This window comes from Bowmanella yangjiangensis, from assembly GCF_017255015.1.
Classification (GTDB): Bacteria; Pseudomonadota; Gammaproteobacteria; order Enterobacterales; family Alteromonadaceae; genus Bowmanella; species Bowmanella yangjiangensis.
This window is the reverse complement of sequence record NZ_JAFKCS010000030.1, coordinates 1-22,244: the sequence shown is the minus strand read 5'-3', so window position 1 is coordinate 22,244 and position 22,244 is coordinate 1. Positions and strand designations below refer to the sequence as shown.

General features: G+C 48.9%; 21 protein-coding genes. 14 read left to right on the top strand and 7 right to left on the bottom strand.

Annotation, left to right across the window (positions count from 1 at the left end; translation table 11 throughout):
- Positions 1–222: 222 nt before the first annotated feature.
- The 3 genes from J0A65_RS19825 to phrB are packed head-to-tail and all read left to right on the top strand — an operon-like array spanning position 223 to position 2,889.
- Positions 223–456, top strand: a complete 234-nt coding sequence (locus J0A65_RS19825; protein ID WP_206596073.1) for a DUF3912 family protein — start codon at positions 223–225, stop codon at positions 454–456.
- 60 nt (positions 457–516) lie between these two features.
- The gene (locus J0A65_RS19820) at positions 517–1,449 is read left to right on the top strand and encodes a YbgA family protein (RefSeq protein ID WP_206596072.1); all 933 of its coding nucleotides are present in this window, start codon (positions 517–519) and stop codon (positions 1,447–1,449) included.
- A gap of 3 nt (positions 1,450–1,452) precedes the next feature.
- Positions 1,453–2,889, top strand: a complete 1,437-nt coding sequence (phrB, locus tag J0A65_RS19815) for a deoxyribodipyrimidine photo-lyase (protein WP_206596071.1) — start codon at positions 1,453–1,455, stop codon at positions 2,887–2,889.
- 62 nt (positions 2,890–2,951) lie between these two features.
- On the opposite strand, the gene J0A65_RS19810 is transcribed toward phrB, so the two are convergent.
- A complete protein-coding gene (locus tag J0A65_RS19810) occupies positions 2,952–3,296 on the bottom strand; it encodes a hypothetical protein (RefSeq protein WP_206596087.1) in 345 nt (114 codons plus the stop codon).
- Positions 3,297–3,430: 134 nt separating this feature from the next.
- Here J0A65_RS19810 and J0A65_RS19805 point away from each other — a divergent pair, with 134 nt between their 5' ends.
- Complete coding sequence (locus tag J0A65_RS19805) at positions 3,431–4,183, top strand: Nif3-like dinuclear metal center hexameric protein (RefSeq protein ID WP_206596086.1); 753 nt, start codon at positions 3,431–3,433, stop codon at positions 4,181–4,183.
- Positions 4,184–4,194: 11 nt separating this feature from the next.
- Complete coding sequence (locus J0A65_RS19800) at positions 4,195–4,959, top strand: methyltransferase domain-containing protein (RefSeq protein WP_206596070.1); 765 nt, start codon at positions 4,195–4,197, stop codon at positions 4,957–4,959.
- On the opposite strand, the gene J0A65_RS19795 is transcribed toward J0A65_RS19800, so the two are convergent.
- Positions 4,943–5,929: a 2-hydroxyacid dehydrogenase gene (locus J0A65_RS19795; protein ID WP_206596069.1), complete on the bottom strand. Its 987-nt coding sequence runs from the start codon at positions 5,927–5,929 to the stop codon at positions 4,943–4,945. The two genes, J0A65_RS19800 and J0A65_RS19795, sit on opposite strands and share 17 nt — an antisense overlap.
- An 18-nt stretch (positions 5,930–5,947) precedes the next feature.
- Positions 5,948–6,439, bottom strand: coding sequence for a glutathione peroxidase (locus J0A65_RS19790; protein WP_206596068.1), 492 nt, complete (start codon positions 6,437–6,439; stop codon positions 5,948–5,950).
- 108 nt (positions 6,440–6,547) lie between these two features.
- On the opposite strand from J0A65_RS19790, the gene J0A65_RS19785 reads away from it, so the two are divergent.
- A complete protein-coding gene (locus J0A65_RS19785) occupies positions 6,548–7,411 on the top strand; it encodes an NAD(P)-dependent oxidoreductase (protein WP_206596067.1) in 864 nt (287 codons plus the stop codon).
- A 7-nt stretch (positions 7,412–7,418) separates the two neighbouring features.
- Here the strand turns inward: J0A65_RS19785 and J0A65_RS19780 are convergent, their stop codons facing one another.
- Together J0A65_RS19780 and sbcB are read right to left on the bottom strand one after the other, a co-directional pair.
- Positions 7,419–9,074: a DUF342 domain-containing protein gene (locus J0A65_RS19780; RefSeq protein WP_206596066.1), complete on the bottom strand. Its 1,656-nt coding sequence runs from the start codon at positions 9,072–9,074 to the stop codon at positions 7,419–7,421.
- A 93-nt stretch (positions 9,075–9,167) separates the two neighbouring features.
- Positions 9,168–10,598 carry an exodeoxyribonuclease I gene (gene sbcB, locus J0A65_RS19775; protein ID WP_206596065.1) on the bottom strand — a complete coding sequence of 477 codons (1,431 nt, stop codon included), beginning with the start codon at positions 10,596–10,598 and terminating at the stop codon, positions 9,168–9,170.
- A 211-nt stretch (positions 10,599–10,809) separates the two neighbouring features.
- On the opposite strand from sbcB, the gene J0A65_RS19770 reads away from it, so the two are divergent.
- The 4 genes from J0A65_RS19770 to J0A65_RS19755 all read left to right on the top strand — a co-directional run bounded on the left by J0A65_RS19770 (position 10,810) and on the right by J0A65_RS19755 (position 16,817).
- Positions 10,810–11,826 (top strand): isoaspartyl peptidase/L-asparaginase family protein, encoded by a 1,017-nt coding sequence (locus J0A65_RS19770; protein ID WP_206596064.1) that lies wholly within the window; start codon positions 10,810–10,812, stop codon positions 11,824–11,826.
- Between the two features lie 251 nt (positions 11,827–12,077).
- Entirely contained in the window at positions 12,078–12,497 is a 420-nt protein-coding gene (locus J0A65_RS19765; RefSeq protein ID WP_206596063.1) for a CBS domain-containing protein, read from the top strand.
- Between the two features lie 79 nt (positions 12,498–12,576).
- Positions 12,577–16,425, top strand: a complete 3,849-nt coding sequence (gene hrpA, locus J0A65_RS19760; RefSeq protein ID WP_269814687.1) for an ATP-dependent RNA helicase HrpA — start codon at positions 12,577–12,579, stop codon at positions 16,423–16,425.
- A 92-nt stretch (positions 16,426–16,517) separates the two neighbouring features.
- The gene (locus J0A65_RS19755) at positions 16,518–16,817 is read left to right on the top strand and encodes a PilZ domain-containing protein (protein WP_206596062.1); all 300 of its coding nucleotides are present in this window, start codon (positions 16,518–16,520) and stop codon (positions 16,815–16,817) included.
- A 23-nt stretch (positions 16,818–16,840) separates the two neighbouring features.
- On the opposite strand, the gene J0A65_RS19750 is transcribed toward J0A65_RS19755, so the two are convergent.
- Positions 16,841–18,028: a class I SAM-dependent methyltransferase gene (locus J0A65_RS19750; protein WP_206596061.1), complete on the bottom strand. Its 1,188-nt coding sequence runs from the start codon at positions 18,026–18,028 to the stop codon at positions 16,841–16,843.
- A 73-nt stretch (positions 18,029–18,101) separates the two neighbouring features.
- Between J0A65_RS19750 and yccX the strand changes: the two genes are divergently transcribed.
- Together yccX and J0A65_RS19740 are read left to right on the top strand one after the other, a co-directional pair.
- Entirely contained in the window at positions 18,102–18,374 is a 273-nt protein-coding gene (gene yccX, locus J0A65_RS19745; RefSeq protein ID WP_206596060.1) for an acylphosphatase, read from the top strand.
- The gene (locus J0A65_RS19740) at positions 18,371–19,345 is read left to right on the top strand and encodes an NAD(P)H-quinone oxidoreductase (RefSeq protein ID WP_206596059.1); all 975 of its coding nucleotides are present in this window, start codon (positions 18,371–18,373) and stop codon (positions 19,343–19,345) included. The genes yccX and J0A65_RS19740 overlap by 4 nt, the downstream gene beginning before the upstream one ends.
- Here J0A65_RS19740 and rnhA read toward each other — a convergent pair.
- The gene (rnhA, locus tag J0A65_RS19735; protein WP_206596058.1) at positions 19,333–19,797 is read right to left on the bottom strand and encodes a ribonuclease HI; all 465 of its coding nucleotides are present in this window, start codon (positions 19,795–19,797) and stop codon (positions 19,333–19,335) included. The two genes, J0A65_RS19740 and rnhA, sit on opposite strands and share 13 nt — an antisense overlap.
- 121 nt (positions 19,798–19,918) lie before the next feature.
- Here rnhA and dnaQ point away from each other — a divergent pair, with 121 nt between their 5' ends.
- Together dnaQ and J0A65_RS19725 are read left to right on the top strand one after the other, a co-directional pair.
- Positions 19,919–20,629, top strand: a complete 711-nt coding sequence (gene dnaQ, locus J0A65_RS19730; RefSeq protein WP_206596057.1) for a DNA polymerase III subunit epsilon — start codon at positions 19,919–19,921, stop codon at positions 20,627–20,629.
- 1 nt (position 20,630) lies between these two features.
- Entirely contained in the window at positions 20,631–22,025 is a 1,395-nt protein-coding gene (locus J0A65_RS19725; protein ID WP_206596056.1) for a TIGR03503 family protein, read from the top strand.
- The last annotated feature ends 219 nt before the right edge of the window (positions 22,026–22,244 follow it).

Genomic DNA, 22,244 nt, shown 5'->3' with positions numbered 1-22,244 from the left:
TTTCAAGCCTCATAAAGTATTTTTGGTAATACCTCGCTATGGGTATTTATACATGGCGGTACTATCGTTTTTGCCGTTTTCTATTAAAATTCCTGCCAATGCAGCCACTCCTTTTTGTCTGTTCGTTTCAGACTAATGCGAATTGCAATTTGACCTGATTGACCTGCGCCTTTTTCCTGTGTTCGGCCTGGTTTTGTATAGCGATTTTTGTGTGAGGTTTGCATGCCTGTAACTAAAGCCCAACCCGATCTACCAAGCCCGCCGCCCAGTTTGCTGGGACGCTGTGTGTATATTAAACGCGGACCATATCAAGGTCGCACCGCCAAAGTCTTGCGTAAAATGGGTGACAATACCTATCAGTTAGGGGAACAGGAGCTCGGTCCTGAAACTATCGTCGTCAATCGTGATGATGTGATCGCCGGTAGGCGCAGCAACGGAAAAAAACGGGCTAAGTGATCCTGGCGGCAGTATTTCTCGTAAGTTAAGCTATTAAGAAGCAATCTACCGAGAATATCCATGCCAAAAATTGGCGTCAGCGCTTGCGTTATGGGTGATCAGGTTCGCTATGACGGTGGTCACAAACAATCGACTTTTGTAACCCGGCAACTGCAGCCCCACGTTACTTATCAGCCAATTTGTCCGGAAGTTGGCATTGGCATGCCAGTGCCTCGTCCGACTATCCACCTGCGTGAAATGACCGATGGCATTCATCTGACTGATTCACGTAATGGGTTAATAGATCATACCGACGCTATGCGGACATTTTTTGCCAAAAAGTTGCCTGTACTTGAGCAATTGGATGGCTATGTGGTGGCGGCTAAGAGTCCCAGTTGCGGTATGGAGCGTATCAAAGTGTACGACAGTGAAGGGCAACTATTGCACCGCAGTGGTCAGGGGCTTTTTACCCAGTTACTCAAGGAGCATTTTCCACACCTGCCAGTTGAGGAAGATGGGCGACTGAATGACGCCGGTTTACGCGAAAGCTTTATCACCAGGGTGTTTGTTTACCACGAATTCAGACATCAGGTGCTGGATAGTCTAAGCGTCAATACCTTGGTGAAGTTTCACAGTCGGCATAAATTATTAGTAATGGCATACAGCCCGGTGCTGTATCGTTCTTTGGGGCGATTGGTTGCTAAGGCCAAAGGTCAGGAACATACCATAGCACAGGAATACCTGGCTCTGGTTATGCAGGCCTTGTCTAAACCGACCAACAGACGTAAGCACACCAATGTGCTGATGCATATGCAAGGGTACTTCAAACGTGATTTAACCTCTGCAGATAAACACGAGCTCAGCCAGCAGATTGACAATTACCGATTAGGGCGGGTTCCTTTGCTGGCACCGGTGACATTGCTTAAACACCATTTGCGGCATTTTCCTAATGCGTACTTGGCACAACAATCCTATTTCGATCCTTATCCACAGGAACTAGGACTGAGGGCCTGAGCATTGACAGCCTTGGTTTGGTTGCGTAGTGATCTACGCACGGTCTGGCATAGCCCGTTAGCTTATGCCACAGACAATCATAAGCAGGTCAGTGCGGTATTCTTTGTTACTCCTTTGCAGTGGCAGCACTATGGGCTAGCGCCAATCAAACTTGATTTGCTAATGCGACGGCTTTTGGCATTGAAAGCTGAGCTGTCAGAAAAAGGCGTGCAGTTAAACCTCATCGAAGTTGATGATTTTGATGCTATTCCTGCTGCACTTAAAGGACTATGCACTGAGCAAGGCATTACCCATGTCTATTGTAATGCGGAGTACGAGTTAGACGAGCGCAGACGTGATCAGGAGGTGAAAGAACTCTTGGGTGCTCAGCAGATTAAGATTGGCTTCTTTCACGATACTTGTCTGGTTCGTCCCGACCACCTGCTAAACAAGCAAGGCCTGCCTTATAAAGTATTCACACCTTATTTTCACCAGTGGTTGGAGAATGTTAGAGGCAACCTGCCAACACCTCAGCAGTGGCATGCACCTAGTGATTCCTTGAATTTTTCCCACTCACTAACCACTGACAGTAATTCGTTAACCTGTTGGTTAGATGGCAGTAGCAAGGATTGGCCTTGTGATGAAGGGGATATCCTTAACCAAGTACAGCGCTTTCTTACTGACAAAGTTAATGATTATGGGGAGCAGCGTGACTTTCCTGCTCAATCGGGCACCAGTGGCGTTTCTCCGTACTTGAGTATTGGTGCGGTGGCCCCAGCGCAATTAGCTCATGAGATGCTTGTTCAATATGGCCCAGAACTGCTTGAAGGGCAGGGCGGGGCCTTTGTGTGGCTGCGTGAACTCGCCTGGCGAGATTTTTATCGTTATGTGATGTTTCATTTTCCTCATGTATGCCGTTACCACTGCTTCAACGACAAATACGATAGCTTTGCTTGGCACAACGACAAATCATTATTTGACGCATGGAGTCAGGGACAAACAGGCTACCCCATTGTGGATGCCGCGATGCGTTGTTTGAATGCCACGGGGTGGATGCACAACCGACTGCGCATGATAGTGGCGAGTTTTTTATGTAAACACCTGCTGTTGCCCTGGCGATGGGGCGAAGATTATTTCATGTCAAAATTGATTGACGGGGACTTTGCCTCGAACAATGGCGGTTGGCAGTGGAGTGCTTCGGTGGGAACCGACGCAGCGCCTTACTTTCGTATCTTTAATCCTGCGGCGCAGGGACAGCGCTATGATCCTGACGGTGAGTTCCTGTTGCAGTGGGTGCCAGAATTAAAAAAGGTTCCGCGTAAATACCTGCATGAGCCACAAAAGTGGCCAGGAGCCAGTGGCTTGGACTATCCACGACCTGTTGTTGAACATAAACAGGCCGTGGCGAATACTAAGGAGCGTTTTTCCCAGTTTTTGGACAGTGTGAAATCGTCCAAATAATCCCGGCATAAAAAAAGCGACCTGATCAGGTCGCTTTTTTGAGGTCGTTTAATCCAGTGCGATTAACGCGGCTCGCGACACAGATTATCTTTAGCAGCCAATTGCTCAGCCCAGTAAGCTTTTACTGAAAATGAAGATTGCTTGGCTTTGGCCTTAGCTTTAGGCGCTGCTGGTTTCTTCGCAGCAGGTTTTGCTTCGGCGGTTTTCTTTTCAGCCTTGGTCGCTGGTGCGGCTTTGCTACCACCCAGCTCAGCGATCATTTCTTCCAGCTGTGCCAGACGCAGATTCTTACCACCATCGACGGAGTACCAACCACCCTTAGCTTCGATCGTTGGCGCCTTTCCATGGGCGGCCTGGTAGGCTTCGGTGAACTTAGCGATAATCTCGTCTTTATCCATCTTACTCATACTCGGGGACTCTCCCAATACATTAAACTCGTGCTTTTCGGCACGTAAAACAGCAGAATGCATTGTTATACCCTCTTTGCTTTTTAATGTCTAATTTTCAACCCTTTTGTAACAAAAACAGGCGAATCATGACGATTTCAAGACAAGAACTCTGCCAATATCTGGATAATTTACTGAGTCCGGGCAAAATTAAAGACTATTGTCCCAATGGTCTGCAGGTTGAAGGGCGTAATACTATCCACCGGGTGGTAACGGGGGTTACGGCGAGCCAGGCTTTAATTGATGCAGCAATTGAACAGCAAGCCGATGCCATATTGGTCCATCATGGTTATTTCTGGCGGGGTGAGGATGCCACTATTCGCGGCATGCGTAAGCAACGTCTGGCAAGCTTACTTAAGCATGATATCAATTTGCTGGCCTACCATTTGCCCCTGGATATTCATCCCGTGCTTGGTAACAACGCACAGCTTGCCAAGCTATTGGATATTCAAACCGAGGGCGGTTTAGAGGCTGATAATCCTCAATCAGTGGCGATGCGAGGGCGTTTTGCTGAGCCTCTTGATGCACAAGCTATTGCCCGTCGTATTGAGGCTAAACTCGGCCGTGTGCCTTTAGTGGAAGCTACAGATAAACCCATAAAAACAGTAGCCTGGTGTACCGGCGGTGGACAAAGTTTTATCGATTTGGCCGCAGAGCAGGGCATAGATGCTTTTATCAGTGGTGAGGTGTCGGAACAAACCATTCATGTGGCGAGGGAATGTGGCATTGCGTTTTTTGCTGCAGGTCATCATGCCACTGAGCGCTATGGTGCAAAGGCCCTTGGTGAGCACTTGGCAAAAGAACTGGGATTGGCAGTGACCTTCGTTGACATACCCAATCCCGCTTGACGGACATCACGATGCATAAACAGTACAGCCAGGATCAGAGTTTCGATCGTATAGCCGAGAAGTTTGAGAAAAACATCTACGGTACGACCAAGGGGCGGCTACGCCATGAGTTGCTTGAGCACTATCTGCTCCAGTACCTGCCGCCAGCACCTCAAAGAGTATTGGATGCCGGCGGCGGAACCGGCGTTATGACTAAGACCCTGGCGCAACTGGGGCATCAGATACTACTTAACGACCTGTCAGAAGATGCGCTGAATATTGCCAGACAAAAACTGGCTGACTACCCGCAAGTCAGTTACCACTGTGGCCCTTTGCAGGAAATTAGTGAGCAAACGCAGTTTGATGTGATCCTTTGTCATGCCGTGCTGGAATGGCTGAGTCAGCCGCTGGATGCCGTTGAAGGATTGTTAACTAAGCTGGCTCCTGGGGGGCAATTGTCATTGAGCTTTTTCAATAGCGATGCGCATTTGTTCAGCAACGTTATTTACGGCAATTTTGATTACATTGATAAAGATTTTGTGGTGCCTAACAGGGTCAGACTTAATCCCAATAAAGCGGTGTGCCCGGCACAGGTTTTGGCATTTCTAGAAGCGGCCGGATTAACGGTGATTCACAAAGCCGGGATTCGTTGTTTCCACGATTACGTGCGAGATAAAAGCATTCAAACCACGCACTATGAGCAGCTAAAAGCCAAAGAGCTGGAATACGGCACCAGCCACCCCTTTGTTTGGCTGGGCCGTTATTTTCATGTTATAGCCATTAAGCCAGGCGAGTGAGGTCGTCACTTTTACCTTGTGCGGCCAGTCGTAGGTTGTTGGTTGTGGTTTGGGCAATCTGTACCAGTGCCTCATGGGTGAAAAAGCCCTGATGGCCGGTGATCAACACATTGGGGAAGGTGCAAAGCCGCTGGAAAATGTCATCCTGAATAATCTGATTAGACAGGTCTTCAAAAAACAGGTCACCTTCCATTTCGTATACATCTAGGCCGAGAAAACCTATCTTTTGACTCTTCAAGGCCTGAATGACGGCTTGGGTGTCAATTAATGCGCCGCGAGACGTGTTAATCAGCATGACACCGCTTTTCATCTTAGTCAGACTTTGCTGGTTGATCATATGTTTAGTGTCTGGGGTCAAGGGGCAATGTAAGGAGAGGATGTCTGCCTGTTCAAATAGACTGTCCAGTTCAACATACTTTCCTCCCAGTGTGGTGATTTCATCTGTTGGATAGGGATCGTGGCACAGCACATGGCAACCAAAGCCTTTGAATAATCGGGCGGTCGCCAGACCAATGCGTCCAGTGCCGATAATGCCGACGGTTTTACCGTGCAGGTTGAAGCCCAGTAAACCATCAAGAGAGAAATTTCCTTCCTTAATTCGGTTATAGGCCTTGTGCAGTTTACGATTCAGCGTCAGTACTAATGCCAGGGTGTGTTCTGCAACTGCTTCTGGTGAATAGGCGGGCACTCTGGAAACACCCATGCCAAGTTGTTTGGCACATTCTAAATCGACGTTATTAAAACCAGCGCAGCGCAGCGCAATATGACGCACGCCACCCGCATGCAAGGTGTTCAATACGCCAGAGTCCAACTGGTCATTTACAAATACACAAACCGCATCAAACCCCTGTGCCAGGCTGGCGGTTTGATTGTTCAGCCGGGATTCGATAAAGCACAGCTCTAACCCGTTGCCGGCCAGGGATAAGTATTGTTCGTCATAAGCCTTAGCACTGAATACTGCGACTTTCATGGACACTCCTTGTTGAGATTATTTTGACGCTAACAGGCGCTGAATATCGGCCTGAATAGATTCTGGTGTTGCTGTCGGGCTGAAACGCTTCACCACGTCACCCTGTTGGTTGACCAAAAACTTAGTGAAGTTCCATTTTATCCGCTGTGAACCAAATATGCCCGGCGCCTCAGACTTTAAATGGGTATACAGAGGGGAAGCAGTTGGACCGTTCACGTCAATTTTGGCAAAGATTGGAAAGTTCACCTTGAAGTTTAGCTCGCAAAACGATTGTATCTCTGCGTTACTTCCCGGTTCCTGCTGGCCGAACTGGTTGCAAGGAAATGCCAGTACCTCGAAGCCCTGCGAGGAGAATGTCTCGTATAAGTGTTGTAACCCGGCATATTGTTTAGTGAACCCGCATTGGCTGGCCGTATTCACGATAAGTAGCACCTTACCGCGATAATCAGCCAGATTTTGGATTTGGCCGTTACTTCGTTGCATGTCAAAATCATACACGGACTTTGTCATTATTGGTTCCTGCATCTTCAAACCCGACAGCTTAACTGTTTTGGGCTGGTATGGGCCTTAATGTCAGCATAAATTTGATTATTCGCCAAGTACAAGAAGGGCCGTTTCATGAAAGTCAGTTTTATCGGGTTAGGTGTGATGGGATTTCCCATGGCCGGTCATTTGCAAAAAGCCGGACATCAGGTGTGTGTGTATAACCGTACCAGGCAAAAAGCTTTGGATTGGGTAGAGAAATACCAGGGAACCATGGCTGACACACCTAAAGCGGCGGCAAGTGGTGCTGAACTGGTTTTTGTCTGCGTGGGCAACGATGACGATCTGCGCTCAGTGGTATTGGGTGAGCAAGGAGCGCTGGCTGGTATGCAGGCTGGCACTGTGCTGGTTGATCATACAACCGCTTCTGCAACCGTAGCACGTGAACTGGAAGCGCTTTGCGAAGCACAACAGGTGGGCTTTCTAGATGCACCGGTGTCGGGCGGACAGGCTGGTGCCGAGAATGGGCAATTGACTATTATGGTGGGAGGAAAACAGCCGAGTTACGCCCTGGTTGAGCCGGTAATGCAGAGCTATGCGCGTTTTTGTCGTTTGTTAGGTGAGTGTGGCACGGGGCAGTTAGCTAAAATGATGAACCAGATTTGTATCGCGGGGGTCGTGCAAGGCTTAGCTGAAGCAATGAATTTTGGTCAAAAAGCAGGGCTGGATTGCGAAGCTGTTGTTGAGGTTATCAGTAAAGGTGCTGCCCAATCCTGGCAAATGGAAAACCGACATAAGACGATGTTGGCTGACCAATATGAGTTTGGCTTTGCGGTAGATTGGATGCGTAAAGACTTAGGTATCGCTTTGCAGCAAGGCCGGGAGCTTGGTGCAACCTTACCTATGACTGCTTTGGTTGATCAATTTTATGCTGATGTACAAGCTATGGGGGGAAATCGTTGGGATACCTCCAGCCTGCTGGCAAGATTGAAACGCTAGTGGGTAATCAGGTGGGCTGAAAATGCCACTGATGTTCGAAATAATGTACCCGGCCGCGAGAATAATCGCGGTCGGCTTTCCAAGTGCGATTATTGAGTTTTACCACTACCCCTGAATGCACTTTTTTGCTGCTGAGCAGACCGATAGTATCCAGATATTCGTCTTTGGACTTTCTTAGTGTCTCAACTTTTTTGATTACCCAGCCGAGCAATTCCTCTTCACTCTTATACAGCTTAACTGCCATGTTGACTTTCTTGGCCAGATCATTGGGAAGTTGCTTCTTCTTGATGACGTCGATTCGGGTTTTATGGCGGATATAGTTATCCTGAATGTGCTTGAGTAATTCTTCCATCGCATCAATTCGCTCAAGCAAAAAGTTGTAGCCTTCGCTGAAGTCTACAAACAGATTGGAGCCAGATACCGCTCCAATAGTTCCAGCCTGCACGGCTTGCTGACATTGGATTTCACAGCCAAATAGGTTGCCATTAGGGTTGTCGACAGGGCCCACAATCACCGCGCCCCGGCAGATGATGCTGCTATGTGCCAACTGCTTGCCAACCGTTACATTGCCGTTGCAGATGATCTCAAGACCCTGGCCATGTTGAACGTGGATGCTGCCTTGGGCTGACAATTTGGTGCTATATTCCGTTTTACCCACCTCTGCCTGCTTACCCATGGCGCCCTGAGTAATAATAATATCACCGCCAGCTTGAATAATGGCCGACTCCACAAAACCGTTTATAGTGACATCGCCTGAGGCGGTGATGATCATCTTTTCAGTGACATCACCATTGACTATGACCGCGCCGTCATAATTGATGTTACCTGTGCCGACATTCACGCCTTTACACACGAAGGTTTCATCAACCCACATATCGCCGTTGTTAAACTTCGGCATGCCAGCTATTTCAGCTAGCAGCAGGTTCTCATCATCTGGGCTGATTAAGGTGCCACTTCCAGGTTTGAGTGTTAGCCATTCTCCAGGGGTAGGCTGAAGACTTTCACCACGCACGGTAAAGCCGGTACGCCCCTGGCTGGGGGGCGTTCGGCGCAATAGCGGTGTGCCGGCTTTTACACAGATAACGTCCCCTAAGTCACGCATGTCCACCCGGGAAACACTGATTTCCTGTGGTCGCAAAATGCGTTCAAGGGCATTGGGGACTAAGGGCAACATTTTGGACGAATGACCGGCACGCATAGGCAAACCTTTGGCCACTATCATTTTGATATGGGTGCCGGGAGGCTCGGAATTGGCTTGCTGTAAGGCCGCTTTTAGGCGTTTTCTTGACAGACCACGCTTTATGTCGGCAGCTCGTGCCATTTTAAGCAGTTGCGGGTAATTAGGGTTCGCCCCGCCGCAAGCCGTCAGCAGGCTAAGTTCAGCCATCATATCGGAGTCGGTTAGTTTGAATTTAACTTCAGCATCCCGGCGCTCCGCTACGCGCTCATCAAGCTGCTTGTGGCTATTGTTTTCTTTGGCCTTGTGGACATCATTTGCCAGTTTAACCAGAGACTCTTCCAAGACAAACAGGCGGCCGTGCTCACTTTCCTTAATCAGGCTAATAAGCTGCTTGGCGTCAGGATTACCTTCCACCTCTTGGGTATCTATGTTCAGCCTCAGAAACTTGCCACTGTCTTCCAGGATAAGGGTTATGCCCTTCATACTTCCGCCTTGTTACTCCTGTAGCCTTGTTATCGACAACAACCGATTAACATTTACCATATCTTGGAAGACATGTCTCTTTGTGTGTGTGTGTCAGATGCTCTGTGCATATTGATATAGCGCGCGCAAAATAGCTAGCTTGTTGCCATCTTGTTGATACACATGACCTAATCTTTCCACCTCACGCAAATATTCTTCCATATGTAAACTGGCCGGGGAGCTGCTGTCCAACAAGCGGAAACGGCGGTGCTCCTGCCATTTGTTCAGTTCGTCTGCATTTAGTGTGGCCGGATAGTTTCTGGCTCTGAAACGGAACAACAAGGTTTTCAGGCGTGGGTCGTCAAACTGCCAGCTCAGAACGGACAATTGGTCGGGACTTGCCTGGCGTATTTGCTCGCAACGAGCCCTGTCTGCATCAGACAAGAAGCCACCACTGTAAAGTGCGTAATCCGCATCCTGGCTTTCCTGATCAGAAGGGCTTTCAAACAATTCCTGCAACTTATTTACCAAGTTAGGTATGGCACGAATTTGCTCAAGATGTTTTAGACAGCGTTCACGATCTATACCTAAACGGGCAGCGTTTTCCGGGCTAAGGGTTTTAGCCGGCGCAATAACAGGGCATTTGTTTAAATGAATAAGCTTAATGGGTAAGCGCTGCTCATTTTCCTCCAGCATACTGGAGGGCTGATAAAGTTTCTCTTTAAGTTGTTCTACCGATAAGGTGTCAAGCGGGGTAGGGTCCAATGCCAGATTAAGAACTACTACGGCATTTCGGTTTACCGGGTGCTGGCATATCGGGGCCACCCAGGTACAGCAGCCTTGCGCAGCGGGTAATTTGGAAGAGACATGCACCACAGGTGTCATGCGATAGCAATCCAATTGGGCCTGAACACTCTTTTTGTTGCGCAGTTCAAATAAGTAGTCATACAACTTAGGTTGGCGCGTTTTAATCAATTTAGCCAAGGCGATAGTGGCATACACATCTGACATGGCATCGTGCGCTGATTCGTGGGCGATGTCGTTGGCCTTGGTTAAATCTTCAAGCCGAAAACTCGGTGTGCCATCTTCTTTTTGTGGCCAGTTTATCCCCTCCGGACGCAAGGCATAGCAAGCTCGAACCATATCAATAATGTCCCAGCGGCTATTGCCTCGCTGCCACTCACGGGCATAAGGATCGTAAAAATTTCGATACAAAGTGTAGCGGGTTACTTCGTCATCAAATCGAATGCTGTTATATCCAGCGACGCAGGTGTTTGCTTGGCTGAATTCCTGATGGATTCGCTCGATAAACTGCGCTTCGTTGACACCGTCACGCAGACTGAGCTGTGGGGTAATACCGGTGATCAAGCAGGCTTGTGGATGCGGAAGATAGTCACTGGGGATCTGGCAATACAGCTTTAGCGGCTTACCTATAGGGTTCAGGTCTAAGTCTGTGCGTATACCTGCAAATTGCGCAGCAGGATCTTTCTGTGGATTGGCACCCCAGGTTTCATAGTCGTGCCAAAATATGCTGGAACCAGACAATCAATTCATCCAATGGCGATAAGTTTCAGGGCTGAATCTCAGCAGATTCTCGGGCTAAACTCAACCTGCTATCCGGGTTAGATGCTCAGGAATAAGGCGAATAGGGCACATTGTCGGGACAGGCTGTACAGCCCAGGGAACAATTTTCTGTTACGCTCGGGTTTAAAAATAAGCGTACAACGCCCTACTTAACCCAAGACAGGAAGCCAAAATGAAACAAAAACTGGCCATTTTATTCAGTGTTACTGCAATGAGTTTTACCGCTATGGCAGAAGAACAGCAACCTATCGCCATCGCCATACATGGTGGTGCGGGCACTATCAGCAAGGCAAAGTTAACTCCTGAGCATGAACAGGAGTACCGGGCCAAGTTAGAGGAAGCGGTAAAGGCCGGTTATCAATTGTTGCAAAACGGCGCGTCCAGTCTGGATGCTGTTGTTGCATCAGTGCAGATATTAGAGGACTCCCCGCTATTTAATGCTGGCCGTGGTGCGGTATATACCTACGATGGTGAGCATGAGCTTGATGCGTCAATTATGTATGGTAAAGATCGTACCGCAGGTGCTGTGGCAGGCGTGAAAACAGTGAAAAGTCCCATCGCGCTGGCGAGGGCGGTAATGGAGAAGTCTCAACATGTCATGTTAAGTGGCAAGGGGGCTGAAGAATTTGCTGATACGCTGGAATTGGATAAAGTTGAAAACAGCTACTTTGATTCTGATGCCAGGCGACAGCAACTGGAGCGTGCCAGAGAGACACTGAAGCAGGATAAAACTGCCTTCTCCCGACCTGATATGCTCGACTACAAGTTTGGCACTGTAGGTGCGGTTGCATTAGATAAGGCCGGTAACTTGTCAGCAGCCACCTCAACGGGGGGGATGACTGCCAAGCGTTACGGCCGTATTGGCGACTCCCCGGTAATTGGTGCCGGAACTTTTGCTGATAATAACAGCTGTGCTGTGTCTGCTACCGGTCATGGCGAGTATTTTATTCGCTTCAACGTTGCCTCAGATATCTGCGCACGTACCGAGTATTTGCAAGTGCCGGCTAAAGTGGCTGCAGAATCGGTTATCCACAATGTACTTAAGCCTGTTGGGGGAACTGGTGGCGTGATCGTGGTAGACCGTCATGGCGAAGTCAGCATGCCGTTTAATACCCAAGGTATGTACCGTGCCAGCGTTGATGCCAGCGGTAAGGTGCATGTTGCCATCTTCCAGGAAGAGACTGAGTAACCCTATATCCATTTCTGGCAACGTACTTTAGTTAATTCTCTACAAGGTACGTTGCCTGCGAACAGATCCCCGTCCACTAGTTGGCAGTTTGCTAATACAGCCCTGTTGCAGAATATTTTGTTTTTGGCGTAGGAATAAGTGCTACCCAAGGTCTATGCTTAACTTACTGGTCAGGTAAGTTTTTTTCATCATTAAGTGTGTTTGCCGACCAGTCACGACTCGCTGTATGCCAAAACAAAAGGGGAGGCTTTATGGAGTCCTTGCAAGTCAGTGATTATATGAATCGTCGTCCTGTGACTTTTTCTGAGCAAATGACGGTGGCAGAAGCCGTTGAAAGATTACTGCACAGTCGTCAGACGGGGGGACCTGTCGTTGATAAAGAGCGCCGCTTGGTGGGTTTTTTATCTGAACAGGATTGCTTGGCCAGAATGCTGGAGTCCAGTTTTTACCGTGAGCAGGTGGCCAGAGTTTCCGACGTGATGCGTCATGAAGTCTTGTCTATCAAACCTTATATGTCGGTCATTGAACTTGCCCAGAAGATGTTGGGAGAAAAACCTAAAGTCTATCCTGTGGTGGACGATGACGGCCTGCTACTGGGGTCAATAACCCGGGCAGAGGTGTTGCATGCTATCGATATTCAGCTTCAGGCTGGCTACAAAAGGGCAGTTTGAACATTTTTGGTCTGGTATTCCTGACTGCCTTCTTCTAGGATCTGCGCCCATCTGACTTGATGTGTGGATCCTTTTACTTTTGTCTCAAGCCAATCTTAAAAATCTGATTAACCAGTGTATGCAAATTGACAGGCATCGTTTTATACGGCGCCTGCAGAACTTGCGTGGTGACACTCAGTCGCCAGCCTTTACTGAGCTGGCCGATCAGGTTGTGCAGTCGATCAACCAATGCCAAATGCGTCGTGATGGCTTGCCAAAAATTGATTATCCCGATTTACCTGTCAGTGAGCATAGAGACGAGATTGCCAAGGCGATAGATACGCATCAAGTGGTGATTGTTGCTGGGGAAACCGGTTCAGGTAAAACTACACAGTTACCTAAAATTTGTCTGGAGTTAGGCCGTGGTGTGTGGGGGCTGATTGGCCATACACAGCCAAGACGGCTGGCCGCTCGCAGTGTGGCCAATCGAATTGCTGAAGAGCTGCAAACACCGATGGGCCAGGCTGTGGGCTACAAAGTGCGCTTTACCGATCAAGTGAGCGACCAGACCTATGTAAAATTGATGACCGACGGTATCTTGCTGGCTGAAATACAGCAGGATCGTTTCCTCAACCAATATGACACCATCATTATTGACGAAGCCCATGAACGCAGTCTGAATATTGACTTCATTCTGGGTTACCTGAAACAGCTGCTGCCCAAGCGCCCAGATCTAAAGCTGATTATTACCAGTGCAACCATAGATCCTGAGCGTTTCTCGCGGCATTTTAATGATGCACCTGTGATTCAGGTGAGTGGGCGGACTTATCCTGTGGAAGTGCGCTATCGTCCTTTGGACGAAGGCGATGATGAGCGCGACCAAATTCAGGGTATTTTGGATGCAGTAAATGAGCTTGGCCGCGAAAGTCAGGGGGATATCCTGGTTTTCTTAAGTGGCGAGCGGGAGATCCGTGATACCGCCGATGCGTTGCAAAAGGCCCAGTTAAGAGCCACCGAAGTCCTGCCTTTGTATGCTCGTTTATCGGCTGCAGAGCAAAACCGTATTTTTGCTCCCCATGGTGGACGGCGTATTGTGCTGGCTACCAACGTAGCCGAAACCTCACTGACGGTACCTGGCATTAAGTATGTCATTGATCCTGGCTTTGCCCGTTTGTCCCGCTACAGCGCACGCAGCAAAGTGCAGCGTTTGCCTATTGAAGCGATTTCCCAGGCCTCGGCCAATCAACGTGCCGGTCGTTGTGGACGGGTCAGTGAAGGGATATGTATTCGTCTATATAGTGAGCAGGATTTTCTGGGACGCCCTGAGTTCACCGATCCGGAAATTCTGCGTACCAACTTGGCCTCCGTTATCCTACAGATGCTAGCGCTTGGGCTGGGCAATATCGAAGCTTTTCCTTTTGTACAGGCACCTGATTCACGAAACGTCAATGATGGTTTCAGGCTGTTGCAGGAGCTCGGCGCTATCAATGAGGCGCGTGGCGCAGAGCGAGCACGCTTGACACAAATCGGAAAGCAGATCGCCCGATTGCCGGTGGACCCTCGCTATGCCCGAATGTTGGTAGAAGCAGCGAAAAACAGTGCCTTGCAGGAAGTAATGGTGATTGCCGCGGCCCTGAGTATTCAGGATCCCAGAGAAAGGCCGCAGGATAAGCGGCAGGCCGCGGACCAGGCGCACAGCTTATTTCAGCATAAAGAATCGGACTTTTTGTCCTACCAACAGCTGTGGCAAACTTTCCGCGAGCAACAAAAACAGCTCACCAATAATCAGCTACGTAAATGGTGTCGGGATCACTTTCTGAATTATCTGCGTATGCGCGAATGGCAGGACATTGTCAGCCAGCTAAAACAAGCCATAGTCGACCTTGGATTTCGTCTTAACAGCCAACCGGCAGATTACGATGCTATTCACCAGGCCATTGCCAGTGGTCTGCTGTCGCATATCGGTTTTAAAGACAAAGAGAGAGAATATCTGGGCGCCAGAAACAGCCGCTTTATGATCTTTCCGGGTTCAGGTGTCGCCAAGTCAACGCCTAAATGGTTGATGGCCGCCGAGCTGGTGGAAACGTCCAGATTGTTTGCCAGGGATGTTGCCAAAATTGATCCCGTCTGGCTTGAACCCTTATCTACCCATTTAGCTAAGCACCATTACAGTGAGCCTTATTGGTCGAAAAAGCAGGGGGCTGTATTGGCTACCTTGCGTATCAGCCTGTTTGGTCTTGATATCGTCCGAGACCGTAGGGTTAACTACAGCAAGATTGACCCTAAGGTCTGTCGTGAACTCTTTATCCGTGAAGCCTTGGTAAATTTAGAGACCAAGCTGGACTTTGCCTTTCTCAAACATAATCAGGCCTTGGTTGAGCAGATTGAAGAGTTGGAAGCTAAGTCCCGCCGCCGTGACATTCTGGTGGATGAAGAAGATTTGGTGGCCTTCTATCAGACGCATATTCCGGAATCTGTTTGTACGGAAGCAGACTTTCGCAAGTGGTGGCACAAGCAGCAGGACAAAACACTGCTGAATTTCGACATCGAACAGTTAATGCGACAAGGGGCGAGCCATGTCAGTGAACTGGATTATCCAACGCGCTGGCATCAGGGTAATTTAAGCCTGGCGCTTGATTATCATTTTGAGCCCAAAGATGTGGATGATGGTGTAAGCCTGATTATTCCGCTGCCACTGCTTAACCAAGTACAGCCTGTGGGGTTTGACTGGTTGGTACCCGGACTCAGAGAAGAGTTGATTGTCAGCCTGATTAAATCATTGCCGAAGAGGCTGAGACGCAACTTTGTACCCGCACCGGATTATGCCAGAGCTTGTGTGGCCGATTTGCATCAACAGGATATTCCGTTTTTGCAAGCGCTATCACAAAAGCTGCGCAAAATGACCGGGGTTGAGGTGACGCAAGAAGAGTGGCAACTTCAAGACCTCCCTGCGCATTTAAGCATGAACTTTAAAGTGCTGGATACCCATGGCAAGTTGTTGTTACAAGGCCGGGATTTGACGGAATTGCAGCATAAGTTGCAGGGGAAATTGGAGAAAACCTTACAAAAGGCCGCCACGCCGGATGTTGAACAACAGGACTTAACTCAGTGGAGTTTTGGCCAACTGGCCGAGGTATTTGTCAACAAGCAGGCAAGTTATCAGGTTAAGGCGTATCCGGCCTTGGTTGATAACAAACAAAGCGTCGCCATTAAGCTGTTCGATCAACCCCACCTGGCGGCAGACGCGCATCGGCAGGGATTGCGTCGATTGTTGTTGCTGAACCTGCCGTCACCTATTAAGTATTTGCAGGATAAACTGCCTAATAAGGCCAAACTTGGGCTGTACTTTAATCCATTCGGCCAGATCAAAGCGCTGATTGATGATTGTATCAGTGCTGCCGTTGATCAATTGGTTGGTGAGCAACCGGAGGCGATCCGTTCTGAGCAGCAGTATCAGCAACTGCATGAGCTGATCCGCGCCGAGTTGAATGATACCGTGCTGGCTATAGCCATTAAGGTGGAAAAGGGGCTGACATTAGCCCATGAGATCCATAAAAAACTCAAGGGTAATGTACCGCTGAATATGATTAATGCGGTAGGTGACATTAAAGCTAACCTGGATGAGTTGGTTTATGCTGGCTTTGTGACTGATATTGGTACGACCCGTTTGGATGACTGGAACCGCTATTTGCTGGCCATTGCCAAGCGCCTGGAAAAGCTACCTATAGATCCGTCTAAAGATCGTCAACATCAATTGGTGGTGAGCAAGGTTGTCGAGCAGTGGCGAGGCAAATTGAATAAAGTCCCCAAAGGACAGCCTGTCAGTGATGAATTGCAGGAAGTGAAATGGATGATCCAGGAGTTGCGGGTATCCTTCTTTGCTCAGCAATTAGGCACCGCTTATCCAATTTCCGAAAAACGCATCCTCAATCATCTGGATAAGCTATAGTTTTGTAGCTTGCCCTGTCGACAAGATTGACAAGGCGTAATCAGCACAATATAAAGAATTGTTGTATTTTGGTAAATATTGAGGGGATGGTAATGCTGGGCTATGACGATAAGCGTGATTTCTTTCGCATGATGGTCAACACTGCCTGTGAATTGAGAATAACGGATGACGAATCTAGTCGCACGTTATCTGCAATTTGCAAGGATCTCAGTGCTACCGGCATGTCATTTGAAGTAGAAGAATCGATTGAAGCTGGTACTGTGGTGCAGGCCGTGTTGGAATCCAGCAACAGCCAGATCCCTTCACTCAATGCCAAGGCTAAAGTCGTGCGGTGTACTGCAGGCTCTGACAATAGCTACATGGTTGGTGTAGAAATTATTGAAATGAGCTAACTCAAAAGGGCTGTGATCAGCCCTTACAATACCCTGCAGACTAAACCTTTCAGATAAAACCCTTCAGGATAACTGCTGGCCACCGGATGATCAGAGGCCTGCCCCAGTCTTTCCAGAAACTGTACTTGCCGTCCAGCATCCAGCGCGGCATCGGCGACCACCTTATGGAATAAATCCGTCGGCATCAGGCCAGAACAGGAAAAGGTGCATAGGATACCGCCAGGGCGAAGTATTTGCATGGCATGCAAATTAATATCCTTATATCCCCGACAAGCTCGGTTTAATGTGGCCTTATTGTCTACAAACTTCGGCGGGTCCAGGATAATTTGGTCAAACTGGCGTCCTTCCTGCACGTAATCGCGCAGTGCCTGGAAAACATCAACCTGAACAAAGTCACAGCGGGACAGATCTAGCCCGTTGATTTCAACATTTCGTTTAGCAATGGCCAGGGCCGGCTCTGAGACATCCAGATTGGTAACATGTTTGGCGCCAGATGCCAGGGCATAACTCCCAAAGGTACCTGTGTAGCAAAAACAGTTAAGGACTTCTTTATTCTCAGCGTAGCGCCCGGCAATCGCACGGTTATCTCGTTGGTCCAGATAAAAGCCTGTTTTATGCCCGGTCATGGGGTTCACCAGAATCTTGACGCCATTTTCTTCAATGATGACCTCTTCTGGTACTTCTCCGTGTAACACCTGAACTAAAGACTCCAATCCCTCCTTCTGACGCACGGCCACGTCTGAGCGCTCTAAAATGGCACAGTCAGGGAAACATTTTTTCAGTGCCCAGACAATCTTGTCCCGATGTTTGTCGGCACCTGCACTGAGTAATTGGCATACCAGTACATTATCGTATTTATCAATGGTTACCCCTGGTAAACCGTCTGATTCGGCGGCAACCAGTCGATAGCCGGTTAAGCCCTGGCGAGCAATTAGTTCCTGACGCCCCTGCAAGGCCGTTTGGATCCGGCGCAAAAAGAAACCATTGTCGACAACTTCGTTTTGGTCAAAGGTCCAGACTCTGGCCTGTATTTGCGACTGTGCAGACCAGGCGGCCCTGGCCAGCCATTTACCGTCATGGCTCAATACCTCAACGGTATCACCAGATCGCATACGGCCTTTTTGCGACTTAATGGCACTGGCGAAAATCCAAGGGTGGCGACGAAGCAGGGATTTCTCCCGTTCGGGATGCAAAATCAGAGTGGATGACATAGCATAGTCCGTAAATTCAGCTGTGGCGGGCGTTTCCGCCAAATTGTCGGCATTGTACAGAAGGAATCCACGCTTGGCGAAGCAATGCTTAAAAATCCGGGTTGAGGGCAGGGTGCAAGGGGTATTCTTTCGCAAACAAACTCAGCAGCGGGCCGTACAACTGGGATTGACCGGCTATGCCAAAAATCTGCAGGACGGTGCTGTGGAAGTGATTGCCTGTGGTGAAGACGCTGCCCTTGAACAATTGGCAAGCTTTGTTCGTCAGGGTCCCCCTGGCAGTCAAGTGTTTAGTAGCGATACTCTGATATTTGACTATCAATCTTATAGTGGTTTTGAAATTTTATGATGTTACAGATTCAGCACCAGACTCCCGATCAACAACTTATCCTGGAACAGGCTCCTGTGCCCGAGATTAGTCCGGGGCAAGTGCTGGTAAAAGTCACAGCCTTTGGTCTCAATAGGGCCGACACCTTACAAAGACAGGGCAAGTACCCTCCACCTCCAGGCGAGAGTCCGATTATGGGATTGGAGGTTGCTGGTGAAGTCATTGAGGTGGCAGCCGATGTGAGCCGCTGGCATGTTGGGCAGCGGGTATTTGGTTTGGTGGCCGGCGGCGGCTATGCACAGTATGTAGCCGTCAATGCTGATCATCTGATGGCAGTTCCTGACGCAATGACTATGAATGAAGCGGCAGGTTGTGCAGAGGTGTTCCTGACGGCTTATCAAGCTTTGTTTTCTCTGGGGCAACTGAAGAATCATCAAAAAGTCCTTTTACATGCTGGTGCCAGTGGCGTGGGTTCCGCGGCTATCCAACTGGCCCAGCTAGTCGGCGCTAAAGTGGCGGTGACAGCATCCAGTGACGAGAAGTTGGCTTTTTGTCAGCAACTTGGTGCTGAGCTATTGATCAACTACAAACAGTCATCATTTGCCGAGCAAATCAAAACCCAGTGGGAGGGAGTGGATTTGATCGTGGATGTAGTTGGTGGTGATTATTTGAATGCCAATGTGAAATCGCTAAACATGGATGGACGAATTGTTCAGCTTGCCATGTTAGGGGGACGATATGTTGAGAATTTTGATATGGCCCTGATGCTAGCTAAACGTGCCACTCTAATGGCATCTACCCTGCGTAATCGCAGCGATGAATATAAGAGTCAGTTAATTCAGGGATTCGTTGAGCGGTTTGCAGAGGCGCTGGCCAAGCGCCGCCTGACGGTTTGTATCGACAGCACCTTTGCTGCCAGTGAGATTGCTCTAGCCCATCAGCGTCTGGAACTGAATCAAAGCATGGGTAAGCTGGTCTGCTATTGGGACTGAAAACCCTTATCTGGGTGGAGATTTTGGCCTTGCGCGGCGGTGCGGGCCAATTCATCACACCGTTCATTTTCAGGATGACCGGCATGACCTTTAACCCAGTGCCAATGTATCTTGTGCTTACTGACCAGGCTATCCAGTTCCTGCCACAGGTCGACATTTTTGACGGGTTTCTTATCTGAGGTTCGCCAACCGTTTTTCTTCCAGTTGTTAATCCATTGCATAATGCCCTGACGCAGATATTGGCTGTCAGTGGTCAAGTCAATTTCACAACTTTCCTTAAGAATACGCAGTGCCGCAATAGCCGCCAGCATTTCCATTCTGTTATTGGTGGTCTGCGTAAAGCCCTGACTAAGTTCCTTGCAGTGCTTACCATAGCGCATGACTACGCCGTAGCCACCAGGTCCAGGGTTACCTAAGCAGGAACCATCGGTAAAAATCTGTACTTTTTTCATCACTTCCACTTACTTTGAGTCAAGGAGAATCACCCAAAGGTTGAATTTGCCGAGACAGGGCAAAAGGGGGCAGTATAATAAGCACCATCTGCAAAGCATAGTATTAACGGCACCGCGACTTATGAGACAAATCGTACTGGATACGGAAACCACCGGCATTGACCCTAAGCAGGGGCATCGGATCATTGAGATAGGCTGTGTAGAGGTTATCAACCGTCGGCTTACCGGTAACCATTTCCATGTTTACATCAATCCGCAGCGCGAGGTAGAGCAAGAGGCCATCGAGGTTCACGGTATCACCAATGAGATGTTGGCTGATAAGCCGTTGTTTCGTGATGTCGCTCAGGAGTTTGAGGAATTCATTCAGGGTGCACAGCTGGTCATTCACAACGCCGCGTTTGACGTGGGCTTTATGGACCACGAGTTTGGCATGCTGGGGAAACCCAGCAACTTTACCCATGGCATATGTACAGTTCTGGATACCCTGGCACTTGCCAGACAATTGCACCCTGGGCAAAAAAATAACCTGGATGCCTTGTGTCGCCGCTATGGCATAGATAACTCACACCGTACGCTGCACGGCGCATTGTTGGATGCGGAGATCCTGGCTGAAGTCTACCTGTTTATGACGGGTGGCCAGACCAATCTCAATCTGAGTGGTAATAATGCCGGGGCAGACAGCCAGGGTGAAACCGTTAGGCTATTGCCTGCTGACAGAAAGCCGCTAAAGGTTATTCGTGCCTCGGCCGATGAACAGGAAGAACATGAGCGCCGTTTGGATCTGATTGAAGCCAAAGGGGGTGCTTGCCTATGGCGTCAAACTGCGGATTAGTATGCTAAAAATCAGTACCCTGTTGTTGGCAATTACAGCCTGTGCAAGCGCATGGGCGCAGCAACCTGCACCAACCAGTCCAGCCAATCCGGTGTCACCCATTACCATGCTGGATGATCGCTATCTTAATAGCATTCAACTGCTGCAAAACCGTTTTCGTATTGATCATGAGGTGGATGAAATCACCATGTTGTTCTTCCGCGAATATGGCACGGCACCTATCGTTCTGGTGCGCCCAGACGGCAGTAAGATATTCCAGAGCGACAATCACCCTGAAGGCATTGAGTGGTACGACGATGCCACTTACGACATGGTGAAGATTACCCGGCCGATGCCAGGCCCCTGGCAGGCGGTTGGGCAGATGCTACCTGGCAGTCGGGTCATGGTGGTGAGTGACGTACAGTTGGTGGCTGAACCTCTGCCTGGCCTGATGTTTTCTGGTGAGATTATTAAGCTCAAAGCGCATCTGACTAATGCCGGTAAGCCGATAGAATACAACGAGTTTCGTGATGTGGTGGAGTTAACCGTTGAGTTTCTGAGCACCAATAATCCCAACTTCACCAACTTTGGTACAGATTCTCAGGTGGTTGCGCGTTACGAAGACAACGGCATGGGCATGGATGAATACCCCAATGACGGTGTTTTTACGGGGCAGTTCAATCTGAATATCACGGAAGGCCAGTGGAAACCGGTTTATCGTGTCAGCACACCTATGTACACCAGAGAAGAGGTAAAGGAGCCTCTGGTGTTACATCCCAATCCGGTGATTTTGTCGATTCAGAATGACCAGGGCGATGGTCGTCACCGTCTGCATATTGATGTAAACCGGGAGCTGGTGGATATAAACAGCTTGTTGGTGGATGGCAAGATCCGCTATCCCAATGGTGATGTGCAAAGTTTTTCTATTACGGACAGCTCAGCCCAGGTTCGTGAGCATGAAATATTAAATATTGAGTATGGCGTGTTCAGGGTAAAGATTACGGCTTATGGCAAGACCATTGATGGCCGTGATTTTATTTTGGATGTGCCGGAGTTCAGCTTCTTGTCAGAAGAGCCTGAACTGGCTGCATTAGATAGCGAACTTAGTGCCGATGACGAAACCTTGAATAACGCGTCAGAATCGACGGCGTCAGAGCCTAACCCCCTGGCAGAAGTTCCAGCACCAGTGGTAGTTGAAGAATTTTCGTTGCCAGAAGAGCCCAAGCAGAATTTGCTACCAATGATTTTAGTGGCTAACAGTTTGTTATTGGTGATCGGAGGGTTGGTTATCTGGTTAACATTAGGTCGTGACAAAGGTGCCAAAAGCAATGGATTCAAATTCAAACTAGCCATGCCTTCAATCAAGTTACCAACGCGAAAGTCCAAGCAAAAGAAAGATGCGGAGGAGGAAGCTTAACCCATGGTTGTCGGCAATTTATCCAGTTTGGCTAAATATGCTGCAAACGGCATGGTAAAAGGCTTTTTTGTCATGAAAAGTGCGAAAAAGCGGTTGACTCACTGATAGGGAACCCGTAATATCTGCGCCCAGTTGAGCGACAGGCAAAACGCCGAAGCTTAACTGGTTGATTTTAAAAAAGAAGTGGAGCGGTAGTTCAGTTGGTTAGAATACCGGCCT

Excerpts from the sequence above, each read along its gene's own strand:
- J0A65_RS19825 (WP_206596073.1), top strand. The coding sequence starts at position 223 with ATGCCTGTAACTAAAGCCCAACCCGATCTACCAAGCCCGCCGCCCAGT.
- J0A65_RS19820 (WP_206596072.1), top strand. The coding sequence starts at position 517 with ATGCCAAAAATTGGCGTCAGCGCTTGCGTTATGGGTGATCAGGTTCGC.
- J0A65_RS19810 (WP_206596087.1), bottom strand. The coding sequence starts at position 3,296 with ATGAGTAAGATGGATAAAGACGAGATTATCGCTAAGTTCACCGAAGCC.
- J0A65_RS19800 (WP_206596070.1), top strand. The coding sequence starts at position 4,195 with ATGCATAAACAGTACAGCCAGGATCAGAGTTTCGATCGTATAGCCGAG.
- J0A65_RS19795 (WP_206596069.1), bottom strand. The coding sequence starts at position 5,929 with ATGAAAGTCGCAGTATTCAGTGCTAAGGCTTATGACGAACAATACTTA.
- J0A65_RS19790 (WP_206596068.1), bottom strand. The coding sequence starts at position 6,439 with ATGACAAAGTCCGTGTATGATTTTGACATGCAACGAAGTAACGGCCAA.
- J0A65_RS19785 (WP_206596067.1), top strand. The coding sequence starts at position 6,548 with ATGAAAGTCAGTTTTATCGGGTTAGGTGTGATGGGATTTCCCATGGCC.
- J0A65_RS19780 (WP_206596066.1), bottom strand. The coding sequence starts at position 9,074 with ATGAAGGGCATAACCCTTATCCTGGAAGACAGTGGCAAGTTTCTGAGG.
- J0A65_RS19770 (WP_206596064.1), top strand. The coding sequence starts at position 10,810 with ATGAAACAAAAACTGGCCATTTTATTCAGTGTTACTGCAATGAGTTTT.
- J0A65_RS19765 (WP_206596063.1), top strand. The coding sequence starts at position 12,078 with ATGGAGTCCTTGCAAGTCAGTGATTATATGAATCGTCGTCCTGTGACT.
- J0A65_RS19755 (WP_206596062.1), top strand. The coding sequence starts at position 16,518 with ATGCTGGGCTATGACGATAAGCGTGATTTCTTTCGCATGATGGTCAAC.
- J0A65_RS19750 (WP_206596061.1), bottom strand. The coding sequence starts at position 18,028 with ATGTCATCCACTCTGATTTTGCATCCCGAACGGGAGAAATCCCTGCTT.
- J0A65_RS19740 (WP_206596059.1), top strand. The coding sequence starts at position 18,371 with ATGATGTTACAGATTCAGCACCAGACTCCCGATCAACAACTTATCCTG.
- rnhA (WP_206596058.1), bottom strand. The coding sequence starts at position 19,797 with ATGAAAAAAGTACAGATTTTTACCGATGGTTCCTGCTTAGGTAACCCT.
- dnaQ (WP_206596057.1), top strand. The coding sequence starts at position 19,919 with ATGAGACAAATCGTACTGGATACGGAAACCACCGGCATTGACCCTAAG.
- J0A65_RS19725 (WP_206596056.1), top strand. The coding sequence starts at position 20,631 with ATGCTAAAAATCAGTACCCTGTTGTTGGCAATTACAGCCTGTGCAAGC.